The 18,561-nt window shown below is 65.9% G+C and carries 15 protein-coding genes; 7 read left to right on the top strand and 8 right to left on the bottom strand.

From position 1 onward, the window contains the following. Window positions 1-16: 16 nt before the first annotated feature. Window positions 17-1,039 carry a hypothetical protein gene (locus ACODSP_RS09350; protein WP_488965337.1) on the bottom strand — a complete coding sequence of 341 codons (1,023 nt, stop codon included), beginning with the start codon at window positions 1,037-1,039 and terminating at the stop codon, window positions 17-19. A 260-nt stretch (window positions 1,040-1,299) separates the two neighbouring features. On the opposite strand from ACODSP_RS09350, the gene ACODSP_RS09345 reads away from it, so the two are divergent. Further along, the gene (locus ACODSP_RS09345) at window positions 1,300-1,803 is read left to right on the top strand and encodes a DUF2059 domain-containing protein (RefSeq protein ID WP_488965336.1); all 504 of its coding nucleotides are present in this window, start codon (window positions 1,300-1,302) and stop codon (window positions 1,801-1,803) included. Window positions 1,804-1,970: 167 nt separating this feature from the next. On the opposite strand, the gene ACODSP_RS09340 is transcribed toward ACODSP_RS09345, so the two are convergent. Genes ACODSP_RS09340 through ACODSP_RS09320 form a run of 5 tightly spaced genes read right to left on the bottom strand, consistent with a single transcriptional unit; the run spans window position 1,971 to window position 5,497 of the window. Beyond that, window positions 1,971-2,873 carry a peptidylprolyl isomerase gene (locus ACODSP_RS09340; protein ID WP_488965335.1) on the bottom strand — a complete coding sequence of 301 codons (903 nt, stop codon included), beginning with the start codon at window positions 2,871-2,873 and terminating at the stop codon, window positions 1,971-1,973. A gap of 60 nt (window positions 2,874-2,933) precedes the next feature. After that, the gene (locus ACODSP_RS09335; protein WP_488965334.1) at window positions 2,934-4,202 is read right to left on the bottom strand and encodes a hypothetical protein; all 1,269 of its coding nucleotides are present in this window, start codon (window positions 4,200-4,202) and stop codon (window positions 2,934-2,936) included. Then, window positions 4,202-4,594, bottom strand: coding sequence for a helix-turn-helix domain-containing protein (locus ACODSP_RS09330; protein WP_488965333.1), 393 nt, complete (start codon window positions 4,592-4,594; stop codon window positions 4,202-4,204). Before ACODSP_RS09330 ends, ACODSP_RS09335 begins: the two co-directional genes overlap by 1 nt. Continuing rightward, on the bottom strand, window positions 4,591-4,842 hold the full coding sequence (locus ACODSP_RS09325) for a type II toxin-antitoxin system RelE family toxin (protein WP_488965332.1): 252 nt from the start codon (window positions 4,840-4,842) through the stop codon (window positions 4,591-4,593). The genes ACODSP_RS09330 and ACODSP_RS09325 overlap by 4 nt, the downstream gene beginning before the upstream one ends. A gap of 46 nt (window positions 4,843-4,888) precedes the next feature. Next, window positions 4,889-5,497, bottom strand: coding sequence for a TetR/AcrR family transcriptional regulator (locus ACODSP_RS09320; protein ID WP_054170485.1), 609 nt, complete (start codon window positions 5,495-5,497; stop codon window positions 4,889-4,891). Between the two features lie 245 nt (window positions 5,498-5,742). On the opposite strand from ACODSP_RS09320, the gene ACODSP_RS09315 reads away from it, so the two are divergent. Together ACODSP_RS09315 and odhB are read left to right on the top strand one after the other, a co-directional pair. Continuing rightward, a complete protein-coding gene (locus ACODSP_RS09315; protein WP_488965331.1) occupies window positions 5,743-8,682 on the top strand; it encodes a 2-oxoglutarate dehydrogenase E1 component in 2,940 nt (979 codons plus the stop codon). Window positions 8,683-8,737: 55 nt separating this feature from the next. Next, window positions 8,738-9,955, top strand: a complete 1,218-nt coding sequence (odhB, locus tag ACODSP_RS09310) for a 2-oxoglutarate dehydrogenase complex dihydrolipoyllysine-residue succinyltransferase (RefSeq protein WP_488965330.1) — start codon at window positions 8,738-8,740, stop codon at window positions 9,953-9,955. 180 nt (window positions 9,956-10,135) lie between these two features. Here the strand turns inward: odhB and ACODSP_RS09305 are convergent, their stop codons facing one another. After that, window positions 10,136-10,552, bottom strand: a complete 417-nt coding sequence (locus ACODSP_RS09305) for an HRDC domain-containing protein (protein WP_488965329.1) — start codon at window positions 10,550-10,552, stop codon at window positions 10,136-10,138. Between the two features lie 214 nt (window positions 10,553-10,766). Beyond that, window positions 10,767-11,522 (bottom strand): SapC family protein, encoded by a 756-nt coding sequence (locus ACODSP_RS09300; protein ID WP_488965328.1) that lies wholly within the window; start codon window positions 11,520-11,522, stop codon window positions 10,767-10,769. A 362-nt stretch (window positions 11,523-11,884) separates the two neighbouring features. Between ACODSP_RS09300 and gcvA the strand changes: the two genes are divergently transcribed. The 4 genes from gcvA to ACODSP_RS09280 all read left to right on the top strand — a co-directional run bounded on the left by gcvA (window position 11,885) and on the right by ACODSP_RS09280 (window position 18,410). Continuing rightward, window positions 11,885-12,787 (top strand): transcriptional regulator GcvA, encoded by a 903-nt coding sequence (gcvA, locus tag ACODSP_RS09295; protein ID WP_102112413.1) that lies wholly within the window; start codon window positions 11,885-11,887, stop codon window positions 12,785-12,787. A 64-nt stretch (window positions 12,788-12,851) separates the two neighbouring features. Next, window positions 12,852-13,598 (top strand): ImuA family protein, encoded by a 747-nt coding sequence (locus tag ACODSP_RS09290; RefSeq protein WP_488965327.1) that lies wholly within the window; start codon window positions 12,852-12,854, stop codon window positions 13,596-13,598. Then, window positions 13,531-15,216: a Y-family DNA polymerase gene (locus ACODSP_RS09285; protein ID WP_488965326.1), complete on the top strand. Its 1,686-nt coding sequence runs from the start codon at window positions 13,531-13,533 to the stop codon at window positions 15,214-15,216. The genes ACODSP_RS09290 and ACODSP_RS09285 overlap by 68 nt, the downstream gene beginning before the upstream one ends. Further along, the gene (locus tag ACODSP_RS09280) at window positions 15,213-18,410 is read left to right on the top strand and encodes an error-prone DNA polymerase (RefSeq protein ID WP_488965325.1); all 3,198 of its coding nucleotides are present in this window, start codon (window positions 15,213-15,215) and stop codon (window positions 18,408-18,410) included. The genes ACODSP_RS09285 and ACODSP_RS09280 overlap by 4 nt, the downstream gene beginning before the upstream one ends. The last annotated feature ends 151 nt before the right edge of the window (window positions 18,411-18,561 follow it).

The following is an 18,561-nucleotide window of genomic DNA, read 5'->3' as shown; positions in this document are numbered from 1 at the left end:
CGGGTGAGCATCAAGATTACTCCGCCGCCATCCCATGGTGCCAGCGTTGCGGCCAGGGGCGGTCGATGACGGGGCGGTCGGGCTGCTGCAGGCCATGATGGATGGCCAGATCCAGCACCCAGTCCAGATACATCTCGATCATGCCAGACACATGAAAGGCGGGGCAGCCGGTATAGATCCGGTCATTGCCCGTGCTGAACGGCGTGATGGAGCGGGCATCCAGGCGCAGGCGCACGCCATCGGGCGCATGTTCTACCTTGAAGGCGCAGGCCTCCCCCGTTGTCGGGTTCACGGCACTTTCGCCCTCCGGCTCCAGCTTGGAGCTGTGCAGGAAGGTGACGATCATGCCCAGGCTGCCGGCGGCAAGCGTCTTCAGTTCCTTGCGGCTGCGCCACATGGCATCGCGCCAGGCCGGCACCGCCATGTCCAGGCCCAGATGCAGCGACGCCTCCACCAGGCTGAAACACATATGCAGGGCGGTATTGCTGCCGGTCTTGGAGATGGAGACCATGTCATGGTCGGCGCGGGCATAAAGGGCGGAACCCTTGAAGAAACCTTGCGCAAAGCGGGCCATGCGGGCGAAGGGGCAGGCGGGTGCCGGCTTGCCCGCCAGATCGGCGGCCCATTCATCCAGCACCAGATTGAGGCTGATACAGGCCTGGGCGCGCAGCCAGTTCAGTTTCTGCTGCTGCGTCAGGCCGTTGGGCAGGGGGGCGAAGGGGCCATCGCCGGCATCCCGCGCCGCCTCCATATGCGTCCGCAGCTTGTCGCGCAGATCATGGAACAGGTAGGACAGGAAAAGATTGCCCTTCACCCGGTCGCGGTTGTCCGAGGTCAGCGGCTGCCCATCGGCGAGCAGCGTATCGATGCCCTGCGCATCCCCGCCCCGGCGCGTCAGCCAGTCCAGGATCGCCCCCACACCCAGCCGCGACAGGCCGGCCTTGCCATGCGCCTGACGGTACAGCTGGGCAAAACTGCCCTCGGCCTCCGTCTGGCTGTCCTGGGAAGGGAGAAGGTGAAGATGCGTGCCGCCGTCCATGATGGTCCCCGTCGGTTGGTGACGACGGGAATGAAGCAAGCTTTGGGCCAGCTCGGTGCACTTCAATGATTCCAATGGGTTGGTAAAAGGCGATGCCTTGCATTCCGCAACAACCCCTTGCCCCCTGCAAGGAACCCGGCGCTTTTTGCTGGGTTGCCCTGTCTTCTTTTCCCACCCATGCGCGCTGGCGGATCACTGCTGACGGTTTGACGGCAGGGCGGTAGGCTGTCGTCAATGTCCTGTGTACGAGGTGCCGTGCCGTGCGCGTCCTGCTGCTTGCCCCCCTGCTGCTGGCCCTGCTGACCCCCGTCGCCGCCATCGCCAAGGGGGATGATGGGGCCCGGATCGAAAAGGCCCGTACCCTGATGGAACTGGCCGGTGCCGCCGGTCTGGCCGACCAGACCCTGGTCAGCGTCACGCGTCAGGCCGAGGAATTGCTGGTCCATGAAAATCCGGGGCGGGAGGCGGAGGTGACGGCCCTGGTGCGTGACCATTTCCTGCCCAAGGCGCGGGCCGCCCTACCGGAACTTTCGCGCGGCATCACGGGCCTGTACGCGGCCCATTTCACGGCGGCGGAGCTGGATCAGATGATCGGGTTCTACAAATCGCCGGTGGGCCGCAAGCTGGTGGCGATGTCACCCACCATCATCCAGCAGAGCATGGCCCTGGGGCAGGCCTGGGCAGAGGGTGTGTCCGACAAGGCCTGGGACAGTTTCGCCAAGGCCGCCCGCGAACGCGGCCTGTCGCTGCCGAAGCGGCTGTGAGCGATGGCTGACCTTCGTCAATCCGGTAGCTTCATCGTAGCGCGGATTAGCGCCAGCGTAATCCGCGGGAACCCCGGCACGGTTATCCCGCGGATTACGGCTTGCGCCTAATCCGCGTTACACAAGGCCGCTTGCAAACCTATCAATGATGATTTCGGACTCTGCCCTTACCCCTTCACCACCCGCACCGGCGGCATGGCGTTGCAGACATCGATATGGCCCGAGGCGCGGATGAAGAAATCATCCTGGCGGAAGCGGCGGGCATCGCGCCATTTCGTGTAGGTCTCGCTCTGGCCGGACAAGACCTCGATCTTTTCCCGCTCCGCCTCCGGCACATCGGCGGCCAGACGCACGGCGGTGATGGGCACGCGCTGTTCGACCTTCTCATAGAAGCCCAGCGTGCCCGTACCGCGCGGCAGGGCCGTCAGCAGTTCCATCCCCTTCAGGACACGGCCCACCAGGGTGATGACCTTGTCCAGGGGGCGCGGGGAATGGCCGATGACCGTGTACAGTTCTGCCCCGCTGCCGCTGTCCAGCGGCATCCCGCGCCCGACACCCACGATGCCATAGCAATGGGTCATCCAGGCCTCCCCCGTCTTGGGATCACGCGCGGCGGGGAAGATGTCGGAAATGCCGACCTCCGGCGCATAGGCATCGGGGTCCGGCAGCTTGGCAAAGGGCAGGGTCCTGGCCCCGTCCTTGACGGTGAATTCAGGCGCCAGCTTGTCCAGGGCCGTCTTCATGGGCTTGGGCGTTTCGTCGGGCATGCCCCATTGGGTGACGTAATTATCCTGCACACGGACAATGAACGTCCCCTCGTACCAGTTCTCCCGCGCCAGCTTGCGCATGTTCTCCACATGCACCGGGGCAAAGGCAGGCGCCAGTTCGATGACCACGCGCCCGCCGGGCAGGTCCATATAGAAGGTATTCTCCGGTACCGGCACGCGCCAGTCACCGGCGGGGGATGCCGCCAGCACCTCTGCCGGGGTCGCGCGCTTCGGCGCGTCCTGGGCGATGGCGGGCAGGGAAAAGGCCAGAAGGGCGGCGGTGGCAAGCAGGGTCAGGCGCATGGGGGCTTCTTCTTTATGGATTGCCGATGGCGGCAGCATCCCAGAAGCAGGCCCACATCATCAAGGGCTGATGGTCCTGCCCGTAAACGGGTTCCAGCCCTTGGCCGCCAGCACGGCCCAGGACGTGGCCCCCAGATGCGGCTGCCGGTAATAGAAGAAATCGGCGTTCTTGCTGTCGGGTCCGATGGCAAAACCGGTGGAAACCCTGTCCCCGCGCGTGGCCCACAGGTAACCGCCGGGGCTGATATCACCGATCAGACCGGCCAGCAGCTTTTCCGCCCGCTCCCGATCCCCCACGGACGCCCAGGACAGGGCCGCCTGCGCCGTGCCCTCCACCCAGACGCCGTCACGGTCACCATTGAAATCGTAACCGCCGGCCACGCCATGCACCTGATCCGCGCGGTTTAGCGCCCGGCGCCAATCACGCGGCGACTCGGGCAGCAGCAGGGGCCAGAGCAAGGCGTCCAACCCGGAATTGCCGTCATTGACGGTCACGCCATCGGGCAGCGTGCCGGTCGGGAAGTACCCCCCATCCGCCTGCCATAGCGCATTTAGGAAGCCCTGCGCCGCCGCCTTGCCCGCCGCCCAGTCGCCCCCCGGCACGCCGGCCCGTTCCAGCCAACCGAACAGGGCGACAAGGTCGGTATTATGCTCAACCGATTTCCATGTCAGGGCCTGGGTACCCGCCCCGTCACCATGCACCCCGCCCGTGAAGCCGCCCGGTCCCTTGGCACCACGGGCATGGGCCAGGACCCAGGCCCCCAGCTTGGCGGCACCGGCCCGGTATTTCGGTTCGTTCAGGGCATCGGCGAGCGTCAGAAAGGCCAGCCCTGCCCAGGCGACATTGCCGGTGGCCGTCCCCACCTGATAGGCATCTTCCTCCCACCGTCCGGCCTTCTGGTTCCACCAGCCATTGGGCGGGATGGGGAATTCCTGCTGCGGCCCGGCGCGGTAGGTGGTGCGCAGCCGGCCCTGCGGCCCCGCCCGGTCATTCTCCACCGCCGACAACAGCGCATCGCCGATGCGCCTTGCCTTGGTGGCACGGCCACAGGCGACCAGGGCGATGGCGGCCAGGGCATTGTCATAGGTGAAGGCCGCATTCTTCAGCGCATCCTCCGCCGGCGCGCCCGCCCCCGACGGATGGTCGAAACTGCGCAGAAAGGCCGGTCCCTTGCCGGGAACCGCATCAATGGCCACCGTCAGCGACCCGCATAGCCGGCTTTCCAGCAGGGTTGCCGGTACAGTTGACGGCTCCCGGCTCCCTTGTGCCCATGCAGGTGCTGGAAGGATCAGTATGGCGGCCAGCAGGGGAGTGAGAAGAACGCGCATCACGCGACTGGCCGGGGGGGCAGGAGCGACTCCAATGGAACCCGCAGCACCCCGGCCAATCGCATCATCGCGTCCAGGCTGCCCGGCTTCCTGCCATTCTCAATCTCGGACAGGTAGGACGCTGAAATGCCGGCTTCCCTGGCCAAGGTCTGCTGGCTCAGTCCCCGATATCCACGGAATGCCAAGACGGGGTTCGTACCGGCCAGGATGGCCTTGGACAGTTCCAGCGGGATAAGCTCATCCTCGCCACGCTCTATAGCTGCCTTGGCCTGCAACAGCGCCTCGATATCAGCCGCATCCTCCAGCATTTCTGTCAAGGCTTCGAAATCCGCCCGGCTGAGCGTGACCGTGTCGGCATCCTCACGGATGGGCCTGAATGTGATCGCGTTCATCGATAAATCTCCCGGCGGTGCCCGACCTGAATGACCATGACGGTCAGAATGCCTTTGTCGATTTCATAGATCGCCCGCCAATCGCCGTGGCGGATACGCCCTTTGTTGCTGCTAAATGCCTTGGCCCAGGGATATCGGTCATAAGGGCTTGCGGCAAACTGCTCCAGTTTTGCCATCAATGCCTCGCGGTCGCGTGCTGGCAGCACACGCATCGCACTGGTTGCATTGATGGACAGAATCAGCTTCATCCCCGCCATCTTCGCCAATAGCGAAGGTTCTGGCAAGGGATGATGCTTAGCCACGCACCCGCAGCCCCGCCGCCAGCGTTTCGACCAGTTCGGCCATCATCAGCTCCGGGTCGGCGCTGCTGACCGGGGCCAGATTGCCGGACACGATGCCTTCCACCAGACCGTTGACGGCGGCCCAGGTGGTGGCGGCGGCGCGTTCCAGCCGGTCGGGGCTGGCGTTGGGGATCAGGGGGGCCACGGCCATCTCGATCCCCCGGCGCAGGCGGACGATGCGTTCCAGCAGCCAGTCGGGCAGCGGCTCGGTCAGGACCGGCGGACGGTTATCGATCAGGGTCTGGAACAGGTTCAGGTTGGAGCGGGCGAAGCTGAGATAGGCCTTGGCCAGGGCCAGCAGCCGCGTCTCCACCGCCGCGTCGGCGGCCACCGCCTCGTCCGCTGCCGCCATCACCACCTGCAAACGGTCTAGCAGCTCTGCGTTCAAGTGGAGGCGGACGGTATCCAGATTGGGGTAGAGGTTGTACAATGTGCCAACCGAACAACCAACGGCCTGTGCCAGGGTCCGCGCCGTCAGGGCGGATAGCCCGTGATCAGCGACCAGCTTGCGCGCCTCATGCAGGACGGCTTTGGCGAGTTCGGCGCGTGGCTGACGGCTCATCGGCGATTTTTCCCTGACTTTCCCTGGATTTGGCACCGGTCGATACCATCTTTAGCACGAATGGTCTGTTTTCAATCGACCTTTGTCTGGATGGTCATGCTACCCGTGCTCACGGCAAAAGGCTGCCACGGCAGACCTGCATGTTGATGACACCGATGCACTGACGTAAAACCGTCGCGGATTATCAAGCCTTTGCACCCGGCCCCGGCGATCCAACGCCTCGGCCTTTCCGACCGGAACCCCAAATGGCCCCCTACGATCAAGCCCCGAGCGAGCGCCTGTCCTTCCTCTTCGGCGCCAACGGCACCTTCATCGCGGAACTTTACGCCCGTTACCGGCAGGACCCGTCCTCGGTCGATGCCAGCTGGCAGTCCTTCTTCGCCGAAATGGGCGATGATGGTCACGCCATCCTGGCCGAACTGAACGGCGCGTCGTGGGCGAAAGCCACCGCCAAGGTGATCGGGGCCGCTGACCCGGATGCCCCGCCGCCGGCCAAGACGGCCAAGGGTGACAAGGCCGCCCCGACGCCCGCCGCTGCGGCCCCCGTCGTGCAGGGCTTCACCGCCGAACAGGTCCGCGCCGCCCAGTTGGACAGCCTGCGCGCCCTGATGCTGATCCGGAACTACCGCGTCCGCGGCCATCTGCTGGCCAAGCTGGACCCGCTGGGCATGGACAAGCGGGCCGAGCATGCGGAGCTGGATTACCGCCATCACGGCTTCACCGATGCCGATCTGGACCGCCCGATCTTCATCAACAATGTGCTGGGGATGGAAACCGCCACCCTGCGCCAGATCGTTGATGCGGTACAGCGCACCTATTGCGGCTCCATCGGCGTGGAGTTCATGCATATCCAGGACCCGGAGCAGAAGGCCTGGATCCAGGAGCGCATCGAGGGCATCCGCAACCAGACCGACTTCACCGTCAATGGCAAGAAGGCCATCCTGCAGCGCCTGACGGCAGCCGAAGGGTTCGAACGCTTCTGCCAGGTGAAGTGGACGGGCACCAAGCGTTTCGGCCTGGAAGGCGGCGAAGTGCTGGTCCCTGCCATCGAGCAGGTGATGAAGCGCGGCGGCCAGATGGGCCTGAAGGAGATCGTGCTGGGCATGGCCCACCGTGGTCGCCTGAACGTGCTGGCCAATGTCATGGGCAAGCCCTTCAAGGCCATCTTCAGCGAGTTCCAGGGCAACCCCGCGAACCCCGAGGACGTGCAGGGCTCTGGCGACGTGAAGTACCATATGGGTACATCCAGCGACCGTGACTTCGATGGCAACACCATCCACCTGTCCCTGTCGCCCAACCCGTCGCATCTGGAAGTCGTGAACCCGGTCGTCTGTGGCCGCGTGCGCGCCAAGCAATGCCAGATTTCCGGTCAGGTGCCGCCGTCAGACGAAAGCCGTTCCAACGTGCTGGGCGTGCTGCTGCATGGCGACGCGGCCTTTGCCGGCCAGGGTCTGGTGCCGGAAACGCTGCTTCTGTCGGAACTGAAGGGGTACCGCACCGGCGGCATCATCCACTTCATCATCAACAACCAGATCGGTTTCACCACCGCCCCGCAGTACAGCCGTTCCGGCCCGTACCCGACGGAAGTGGCCAAGTCGATCCAGGCCCCGATCTTCCATGTGAATGGCGACGATCCCGAAGCCGTCATCCATGTCAGCCGTATCGCCATCGAATTCCGTCAGAAGTTCCTGAAGGATGTCGTGGTCGATATCGTCTGCTATCGCCGCCAGGGCCATAATGAAGGCGACGAGCCGGCATTCACCCAGCCGTTGATGTACAAGACCATCGCCAAGCAGACCACAACCCGCGCGCTCTATGTGCAGCAGCTGGTGAATGAGGGCGTGATCAGTCAGGCCGAGGGCGATGGCTATGTTGCCGAATTCACTGCCCAGATGGAGCAGGAATTCCAGGCCGCCACCTCCTACAAGCCCAACAAGGCTGACTGGCTGGAAGGCAAGTGGTCGGGCCTGACCCCGGCGCCCGCCAATGTGGCGCGTGGCAGCACCGCCGTCGGCCTGGACGTGCTGAAGGAAGTGGGTCTGGCGCTGTGCAAGACGCCGGATGACTTCAACGTCAATTCCAAGGTCGCGCGTCAGCTGAAGGCCAAGCAGGAAGCCATCCTGTCCGGCGAGGGCATCGATTGGGCTACCGCAGAGGCGCTGGCCTTCGGCACCCTGCTGCTGGAAGGCAATCCGGTCCGTCTGTCGGGTCAGGATGTGGGCCGTGGCACCTTCTCGCACCGCCATTGCGTGCTGGTCGATCAGGTGAACGAGAACAAGTTCGTTCCCCTGAACCATATCCGTCCGGACAGCCAGGCCGCCTTTGAGGTCCATGACAGCCCGCTGTCGGAAGCCGCTGTCCTGGGCTTCGAATACGGCTTCTCGCTGACCGAGCCGCATGCGCTGACCATCTGGGAAGCGCAGTTCGGCGATTTCGTGAACGGTGCGCAGGTCATCATCGACCAGTTCATCAGCTCCGCCGAATCGAAGTGGCTGCGCATGTCCGGTCTGGTCATGCTGCTGCCGCACGGCATGGAAGGCCAGGGTCCGGAACACAGCTCCGCCCGTCTGGAGCGCTTCCTGCAGAATTCGGCCGAGGATAACTGGCAGGTCTGCAACATCACGACGCCGGCCAACTATTTCCACGCGCTGCGCCGTCAGATCCGCCGCGACTTCCGCAAGCCGCTGATCGTCATGTCGCCGAAGTCGCTGCTGCGTCACAAGCTGGCGGTGTCGCCGCTGGCCATGTTCTCCGCTGATCAGACCTTCCACCGCGTTCTTTATGAAACCGGTGTCGATCTGGTCGCCAATGACAAGATGCGCCGCGTCGTCATCTGCTCCGGCAAGGTCTATTACGACCTGTATCAGGAGCGGGAGAACCGGGGCGTCAAGGACATCGCCATCGTCCGCCTGGAACAGCTCTATCCGTTCCCCGGCGATGCGCTGGCTTTGGAACTGGCCAAGTACCCGAATGCCGATATCGTCTGGTGTCAGGAGGAATCGGAGAATCAGGGTGGCTGGCTGTTCGTCGACCGCCGTATCGAGAAGGTGCTGTCCAGCATCGGCCATAAGGCGGGCCGTCCGAAATATGCGGGCCGTCCGGATTCGGCAGCCCCCGCCACCGGCATGCTGAAGCGCCACAACCAGGAGCAGGCGAAGCTTCTGGACGAAGCGCTGACGGTCTGATCCGCCGGCTTCCCCATCCCCGACAAAGACCATCCAAACACGAAGGCCACAGAACATGGCGACGGAAATCAAGGTGCCCACGCTGGGCGAATCGGTCACGGAAGCGACGGTTGCCCGCTGGCTGAAGAAGGTCGGCGACGCCATCAATGTCGATGATCCGCTGGTGGAACTGGAAACCGACAAGGTCACCCTGGAGGTCAACGCCCAGGCCGCCGGTACGCTGGCCGAGATCGTGGCCGCCGACGGCGCGAATGTCGCCGTGGGCGCCCTGCTGGGCGTGATCAGCGCCGGTTCGGGTGCAGCACCCGCCCCTGCCGCCGCTGCCCCGGCCCCCGCCGTGGCCGCCGCCGCCCCGACCCCGGCTGCTGTGCAGTCGGCCCCGGTCATGCCGGCCGCCGCCAAGATCGCCGCCGATAACGGCATCGATACCGGCGCCATTGCCGGCACGGGCAAGGATGGCCGCGTGACCAAGGGCGATGTCCTGGCCGTGATCGACACGCCGAAGGCCGCCGCACCCGCCCCGGCCCCGGCGCCCAAGGCCGCCCCCGCCCCGTCGGGTCCGCGCGCCAAGGCCGACCGCGAGGAGCGGGTTCGCATGACCCGCCTGCGTCAGCGCATCGCCGAGCGTCTGAAGGAAGCGCAGAACACCGCCGCCATGCTGACCACCTTCAACGAGGTGGACATGACGAACGTGATCGCCATGCGCAACCAGTTGAAGGACGCGTTCGAGAAGAAGCACGGCGTGAAGCTGGGCTTCATGTCCTTCTTCGTGAAGGCCTGCCTGGTCGCCCTGAAGGAACTGCCGGCGGTCAATGCCGAGATCGACGGCACCGATCTGGTCTACAAGAACTATTACGACATCGGTGTCGCCGTCGGCACGCCGCAGGGTCTGGTGGTTCCGGTCGTCCGTGACGCCGACAAGCTGTCCTTTGCCGGCGTGGAAAAGACCATCGGCGAGTTGGGCAAGAAGGCCCGCGACGGTAAGCTGTCGATGGAAGACCTGTCGGGCGGCACCTTCACCATCTCCAACGGTGGTGTCTATGGCTCGCTGATGTCGACCCCGATCCTGAACACGCCGCAGTCGGGCATCCTGGGCATGCACAAGACCATGGACCGCGCTGTCGTGGTCAACGGCAAGGTCGAAGTGCGCCCGATGATGTATCTGGCGCTCTCCTATGACCACCGCATCATCGATGGCCGCGAGGCCGTGACCTTCCTGGTGCGCGTCAAGGAATGCATCGAGAACCCGGAACGCATCCTGCTGGATGTCTGATCGGATCATCGATCCCAACGGAAAAGGCCGCCCGATTGGGCGGCCTTTTTTGTTGGGACGGATAATGGTGTGGATGCGTAGCGCGGATTAGCGAAGCGTAATCTGCGGACTCCCTGCCCCATCGTCGCTCCGCGGATTACGGCTCCGCCTAATCCGCGCTACGAAGAAATACGCAAACCCTCACCCCGTCAGCTCTTCCATCGTCTGGCGGACGACGGCGACGATGGCGGCACCGTGCTTGTGGCTGCTTTCGCCCAGGCTGGAGGCGATGACGGACAGTTCCACCTCTGTCGTGGGGGCAAAACGCGCCACCTCGGCCAGCAGGTTATTGCTCAACACCTCGTCACGGCTGATACCCTGCGACCGGGCGACATCGCCGCGCCAGCCATTGAGGGCCGCCTGGATGGCCGATTCGATCTGGGCCTGCTCCTCCCGCCGGCGCAGGTCGCGGTAATGGACCAGGACGCGCCAGCCACCATCGGCATAGGCCGTGTCGATCCGCTCCACCTCCACCGTCCGCAGGAAGGTGGCAATCCGCTGCTCATCCTCTTCGGCGGCGGCATCGCGGATGGAGAAGGTGCGAAGTTCATGATTCATTGTGGCCACCCGCCGCTATTGACCCGGACCTGTTGCCCCGGCCAGCGCCGGAAGCGTCGATGGCGGCAGTATAGCCCGGCCCCACAGGCCCCGCATCTTTCTTCCGTATGGGTTTTCGGTCATTGACGGGCAGGAAACCGGGCGAGCAGCAAAGAAAAAGCCCCGGCGGTACGGACCGCCGGGGCTTTCAGACTCAGTCCCTTGGCAGGGGTGATCAGACGCCCTTGGGCAGGCGGTCGATCAGGTTCTGCCAGCGGCCCAGCGACACGAAATGTGCATAGACCAGACCGATCCAGTTACGCTTGCGCCATTCCAGGAAGGTCTCGTCCGGCAGCTCGTTGAACTTCTGCTCGTCGATGACGCGGAAACCGGAAAGCGACAGCTGCTTGCCTTCCGGGGTCACCACCTCGGCGCGCTGATCGACCAGCAGGCCCAGCTTCTCCACCTCTTCGCAGAACAGCTGCGTCTGGCGGGCCGACTGGTTGAAGGCCACGCAGTAATTCAGGATGTCTTCGCCTTCCTTGGTGCCCTTGCCGTCCTTGAACAGCGGCAGGTCACCCTCGGAACCCTCACCACGGACCAGGATTTCCTCATCCTCTTCCATGATCAGGACCAGGCGCTTGTCTTCCGGCATCTCGACCAGGATGAACGGATAACGGCCGATATAGGCGGGGATCTGCGAATTGAAGGCCCAGGTGCCATCCTCGCGGATGAACAGGTTCTCGCCTGCGCGCAGGCCCAGCAGTGCCATCACGCCGGCCGACGGGCCGGGCCCGAACACCAGCGGATAATGGTTCTGCAGCTGCGGCATCTCTTCGGCCAGCACCGGAACGGCGTGGATATTGGCGCAATAGCGGAAGGTGCGGTTGCGCTTGACCTTCACATCGGCGTGATGCTGCGCGCTCACGGCGACGGGGTTCTTGTACAGCAGCGGCATCTGTTGAGCGTCGGCGTTGGCGACGTCGGTCATCTTGATCAGTCCCGGCAATCTATCAGGCATTGGGCGGCCGTCCGCCCGGCACTGGGGTGCCTTTCAACTGCCGCAAACCACCCCCCCTGTCAATGCCGCTGGCAGGGGGAAATGGGCGAAAAACGGCAGGAAAGAAGGCTGAACAGCGTGGCGAAGGGCCAACTGGCCGGTCCGGGGATGAAGGTGCGGCGCAACATGGCGATTATCCTCGGGCAAAGGGGTGGGATGTCGTTGGCGCCATCATCGCGGAAGCCCCGCTTGACGTCGAATATCAATCAAATACAGTCGCTGTAATTTTTAGTTACATCAGTGTCCTCGGGTGGCGGTCGCCGCCCTGGAGGACTGACCTTGCGGAGATCACCATGCGCCGCCTGCCCCCCCTGACCCAGTTGCGCGCCTTTGAGGCGGCGGCCCGCCATGAAAGCCTGAGCCGGGCGGCAGAAGAACTGAACGTGGCCCATCCGGCCCTGTCGCGGCAGATCAAGGACCTGGAGGCCTGGCTGGGTTGTACCCTGTTCACCCGCCATAATCGCGGCCTGATGCTGACCGACGCGGGCCGTGCCTATCGTGATGCCGCCGTGGCGGCCTTTGACCTGATCGAGGGGGCGACGGGCCTGTTGCGTGCGGCCCCGCCCGTGGCCGGGCGGTCGCGCCTGATCCTGTCGGTGGAGCCGTCCTTTGCCCAACGCTGGCTGATCCCCCGCCTGGGCGATTTCCGCGCCCGCCATCCAGAGGTGGAGGTCGTGGTGGATGCCACCCGCGTGGCCGCCGATTTCCGCAAGGGCGGGGCCGATCTGGGCATCCGCTATGGCAGCGGTCCCTGGCCGGGGTTGCAGGCCCAGCTTCTGTCCGTGGTCGTCAACTTCCCCGTTTGTGCCCCGCAACTGGCGGCACGCCTTCCCACCGATCCGGCCCGCCTGCTGGAGGGCGACCTGCTGCTGGAGGAGATGGACATGCCCTGGCATTGCTGGTTCCGGGCGGCGGGCGTGGCGGTCACCGCGCCCCTGCGCGGCACCCGTTTCTATGATGCCGGCAATGCCATCGATTCGGCCCTGGCCGGGCAGGGTCTGGCCCTGGGCGACACGATCCTGGCCGCCGATGATGTGGCGGCGGGCCGGCTGGTGCGCCCCTATCCGCAGACGGCCATCTATGACGCCTATCATCTGGTCGCCCCCGCCCCGCATTTCCGCCGCCCGCCCGTGAAGGCCTTTGTAGAATGGGTGACAGCAACCATGCAGGCCTTTCAGCAGCAGCGGGGCGACTGACCAACAAACCAAGCACTTCGGATTCAGCACTTGCTAATTGGAACAAAACAAGAACAATAACCCCATGACTGATGCTATCCCCACCATCGCCGCCCTGCGGGAGCGGCTGTCCATCATGGACCGGGTGCGCCCGCCCAAGGGGCGGACGGCCCTGTCGCTGGGCCTGTCCTGTCTGGATGCGGCCCTGGCCGGTGGCGGGCTGGTGCGGGGCGGCATGCATGAGTTTCTGCCGGCCCCCGCCGATGCGGGGGCGCTTGGGTTCGTAGCCTCCATCCTGTCGGGCCTGCCGTCCGGCCCCATCCTCTGGTGCCGGCACAAGGACAAGGGCGATCCGCTGGGCCATGCCGACATGCCCTATGGGCCGGGTTTGGCGGCCCTGGGTCTGGATGCCTCACGCCTGATCCTGGTGCGGCCCGATAGCCTGGATGACGCGCTCTGGGCGCTGGAGGAGGCGTTGCGATGCTCTGCCCTGGCCGCCGTCGTGGGGGATGGGGTGCTGCCCGGTGCGGTGGCGCTGCGCCGTCTGCAACTGGCGGCGGAGGATGGGGATGGGTTGGGCCTGCTGATCCTGCCGCCCCTGGCCCGGCCCCCGCCCTCCGTCGCGCTGACGCGCTGGCGGATTGCCTCCCTGCGCGATGGCCCACCGCAGGAAGACGGGGGGAGACCGCGCTGGCAGGTATCGCTACTGCGAGCACGCGGTGGCGGGGTGGGAACGGGTTCGGGACCGTGGGAGGTTACCTGGGATGACACGGCGTTTCGTCTCCGTCTGGCTCAGCCGCTGGCCAACGGACCAGTGGCGGCGGCGGAATAAGGGGACGCCCCTGTCCGGCCCGCTGGCCCTGACGCTGGCGGGACAGGGGGGGATCCGTCTGCATGCCGTGGACGGGCTGGCCAGTGCCGACGGCCTGCGCCCCAGCATGCTGCTGGCCGATGCCCGCGCCCTGTGCCCAGCCTTGACCGCCATGCAAGCCGACCCCGCCGCCGATCAGGCGGCCCTGTCCCGGCTGGCGCTCTGGGCGCAGCGTTATACGCCGCAGGCCGCCACCGACGGGCCGGACGGGCTGATCCTGGACATTACCGGCTGTGCCCATCTCTGTGGTGGGGAAGACGGGCTGCTGGCCGATCTGGGCAGCCGGCTGACGCGCGCCGGCCTGACCCATCATCTGGGGCTGGGTGACGGGGCCGCCGCTGCCTGGGGCTGGGCCCGGCATCGCCCGGCCAGCGCAGGCCCTCTGCTGCCCACGGGCACACGGGCCTGGCCGGCGCTGCTGTCCCTGCCGCTGGCTGCCCTGCGCCTGGCCCCCGACCTGCAGGCCGATCTGGCCCGTGTCGGCCTGCGGTCGGTCGGCGATGTGCAGCGGCAGCCGCGCGCCGGGCTGGTCGCCCGCTATGGCACGGGGCCGGCGCGGCGCCTGGATCGCATGCTGGGCATCACCGCCGAACCCGTGGCCCCGCAGGCCGCCACCCCGCAATGGCAGGTGCGCCGTGCCTTTGCCGAACCCATCGCCACGCGTGAGGCCATCGAGGGGGCGGTGCTATCCCTGCTGCGCGACCTGTCGGCCCGGCTGGAGGCGGCAGGCCGCGGGGCGCGGCGGCTGGTCCTGACCTGTTTTCGCACCGATGCCAGCAGCCAGGACCTGCCCATCGGCACGGCCCGCCCCCTGCGCGACCCGCAATCGCTGTTTAAATTATTTCGGGAGCGGTTTGATCAGGTCGATCCTGGTTTCGGTATCGAAATGATGGAGCTGAAGGCGACGGGTACCGACCTGTTTACCGGGGAACAGGCGGGGCTGGCCGTGGGGGGCGGGGATGCCTTTGCCCTGTCCGGCCTGCTGGACCGGCTGGTCAACCGGCTGGGGGAGGATCAGGTGGGCCGCCCCGTGCCACGCGACACCCACCGCCCGGAACAGGTAATGGAACTGGCCGGTGAGATGGAGGGCGGGGATTGTGGTTCCCTCACCCTCCCAAGCCTGACAGCTTGGGCCCCTCCCTCTCCCACCTTCGTGGGCGAGGGGCTTGAATTTCGCCCCTCGCCCGCATGGCGGGAGAGGGAGGGGCCCGCCCGCGTCAGCGGGTGGGAGGGTGAGGGTGAGGGGGTGACAATCCCCGCCAAGCCCTGGCCCAAGCCGCAGCCCCAGCGCCCCGCCCCTTCGCGTCCCCGAACATGGCGGATGGAGGGGACGCGTCCCCTGCTGCTGCTGCATCCGCCCGAACCGGTGCAGATGGGCCAGGGGCTGGTCTGGCGCGGGCGGCATCTGTCCGTCGACTGGATGGAGGGGCCGGAGCGTATCCGGCCCGACTGGTGGCGCGCACGCACCGGCCCGACGCGGGATTATTACCGCGCGCAGTTAAGCGATGGCCGGCGTTTCTGGCTGTTCCGGACCGCGGATGAGCGGGGGGCTTGGTATCTGCACGGGCTGTGCGCATGACGGACGGGGATTATGTCGACCTGCAGGTGACCAGCAATTTCAGCTTCCTGCGCGGGGGTTCCCACCCGCATGAGCTGGTGCTGGCCGCCGCCGGTTTGGGCCGCGACGCCATCGCCATTACCGACGATAATAGTCTGGCCGGCGTCGTGCGCATGCATACGGCCTGCAAGCAGCACCGCATGCGGCTGGTGGTGGGCTGCCGCCTGACCCTGGCCGATGCGCCGCCGGTTCTGTGTTATCCCACCGACCGCGCCGCCTATGGAAGGCTGACCCGGCTGCTGACCCTGGGCAAGCGGCGCGGGGCCAAAGGCGAATGCCACCTGGCCCTGGCCGATCTGGCGGCGGCGGCAGAGGGGCAAATATTGGCCGTGCTGGCGCCCGATGGCCGGGCCACGCCCGCCCGCCTGTCCGACCTGTCGGCAGAGCTGGAGCGGTTCCGCGCCCTGGCGGCGGCGGGGCTTTATCTGGCCGTGGCCCCGCTTTATCAGGGCTATGACCGTTCCCGCCTGCTGCGGCTGGGGGAACTGGCCGACCGGCTGGGCATCGGCCTGCTGGCCACCCATGATGTCCGCTATCACCACCCGGACCGGCAGCGCCTGTTCGACATCCTGACCTGCATCCGCCATGGCCGCACCCTGGCCAATGCCGGTCGCATCCTGTCGCCCCATGCCGATCATTATCCCAAGCCGGCAGCGGACATGGCTTCCCTGTTCGCCGACCGGCCCGACGCCCTGGCCAATAGCCGCCTGATCGCCGGTCGCTGCACCTTCACCATGGATGAGCTGCGCTACGATTACCCCATTGACCCCATCCCGGATGGTCGCACCCCACAGGAGGAGTTGGAGCGCCTGACCTGGGAGGGGGCCAAGCGCCATTATGTCCGGGGCATACCGGAAAAGGTGCGCGCACAGCTTGAGTATGAGTTCGACCTGATCGGCCGGCTGAAATACGCGCCCTATTTCCTGACGGTGCATGACATTGTCCGCTTCGCCCGGTCGCGCGAGATCCTGTGCCAGGGGCGGGGATCGGCGGCCAATTCCGCCGTCTGTTTCTGCCTGGGCATCACCGCCGTCGATCCCGACCACCACGAACTGCTGATCGAGCGTTTCATCTCCGAAGACCGGCACGAGCCGCCCGACATCGATGTCGATTTCGAGCATGAGCGGCGCGAGGAGGTGATGCAGTACATCTACACCAAATATGGCCGCGACCATGCCGGTCTGGTGGCGACAATCATCTGCTACCGTTCCCGCATGGCCATCCGGGAGGTGGGCAAGGTGCTGGGCCTGTCCGACGATGTTGTCGGCGCCCTGGTCCGCCTGGGCTGGAACCGGCATGGGGTGGAGCATGAGGGCACGGCGCGCGAGGCGGGGCTGGACCCGTCCGACCCGACCCTGGCGCTTTGCATGGAACTGGCCGATGATCTGCGCGGCTTTCCCCGGCATCTGTCACAGCATGTGGGCGGCTTCATCATCTCCCGCTCGCGCCTGGATGAACTGGTCCCCATCGAGAATGCGGCCATGGAGGATCGCACCGTCGTCGAATGGGACAAGGATGATGTCGAGGCTTTGGGCCTGCTGAAGATCGATGTGCTGGCGCTGGGCATGCTGTCCTGCATGCGGCGCGGTCTGGAAATGCTGGGTCAGCGGCTGGGCCGGCCCCTGGGCCTGACCGACATTCCCAATGATGACCGCGACACCTATGAGATGATCTGCCGGGCCGACACGATCGGCGTGTTCCAGATCGAAAGCCGGGCGCAGATGTCGATGCTGCCGCGCCTGCGTCCCAAGATTTTCTATGATCTGGTGATCGAGGTGGCGATCGTGCGGCCCGGCCCCATCCAGGGCGACATGGTCCACCCCTATCTGCGCCGCCGCCGGGGGGAGGAACGTGTCAGCTTCCCCAAGCCGGAACTGGAACAGGTGCTGGAGCGCACGCTGGGCGTACCTTTGTTTCAAGAACAGGCCATGCGCATGGCCATTGTCGCCGCCGGTTTCTCCCCCGGACGCGCCGATCAGCTGCGCCGTGCCATGGCCACCTTCAAGAAGACGGGCGGGGTGGGGGCGTTCGAGCAGGAATTCATCGATGGCATGATCGGGCGCGGCTACGACCCCGACTATGCCGCCCGCTGCTTTAAGCAGATCCAGGGCTTCGGCAGCTATGGCTTCCCGGAAAGCCATGCCGTCAGCTTTGCCCTGCTGGCCTATAAATCCTCCTGGCTGAAATGCCACCACCCGGCCATCTTCGCCTGCGCCCTGCTGAACAGCCAGCCCATGGGCTTTTACCAGCCGGCCCAGATCACCCGCGACGCTGTGGAGCACCGGGTGGAGGTGCGGCCCGTCGATATCAACCGGTCAGAATGGGAGTGCACGCTGGAGGAAGGGCGCGGCGGCCCCGCCCTGCGCCTCGGTTTCAGCCAGGTGAAGGGCATGCGGGAGGATGCGGCCATCGCCATCGCGCGCGAACGCGGCGGCGGCTATGACACGATCCGCGACCTGTGGCGGCGGACCAGCCTGCCCGTCGCCATCCTGGACCGGCTGGCCGATGCCGATGTCTTCGCCAGTCTGGGTCAGGATCGGCGCCAGGCCCTGTGGGAGGTGAAGCGGCTGGGCAGCAAACCGCTGCCTTTATTCCAGGCCGCCGATCAGGCGCGGCGCATCGGCGACAACCGCCCGCCTGTGGATATGGGGGACGAGCCGGAGGCCGACCTGCCGCAGATGAGCCAGGGCGAACAGGTCTGGGCCGATTACCGGACCAAGGGGCTGAGCCTGCGCGCCCATCCGCTGGCCCTGCTGCGCAGTACCATGACGGGGCTGGGCATGGGGCCGGCCAAGGCGCTGGGTGACATCAAGCCGGGCAGCATCGTCAGCACCGCCGGCCTGGTGCTGGTGCGGCAACGGCCCGGCACGGCATCGGGCGTCATCTTCGTGACGCTGGAGGATGAGACGGGCATCGCCAATCTGGTGGTCTGGCCGTCCGTCCTGGAACGGTTCCGCCGCACCCTGATGACCGCCGCCCTGATGGGGGTGCGCGGGCGGCTGCAACGCGATGGCGAGGTCATCCATGTCGTGGCTGACAGATTGTTCGACCTGTCGGCGCATCTGCACACGCTGAATGACGGCCCCGCCAACGACACCGCCCTACCCGACGCCATCCCCGCCCACATCTTTGGCGAGGGGCGGAATTTTCATTAGGGGCCGTTGAGATTCATCAGAAATTGAGAATACCCCCCTCCCCCGCGAAAGCCGGAACCCAGGGGTCCCAAACACCGACATCTCCCTTTGCTACCTGTTAGAGCTGTTTTCGGTTGACCGGAAACAGCTCCGGCGGCGACCGCCGCCGCGC

The organism is Niveispirillum sp. FG156 (assembly GCF_057809555.1).
Note: the sequence above shows the minus strand (reverse complement) of the source record. Positions and strands in the feature narration are given on the sequence as shown.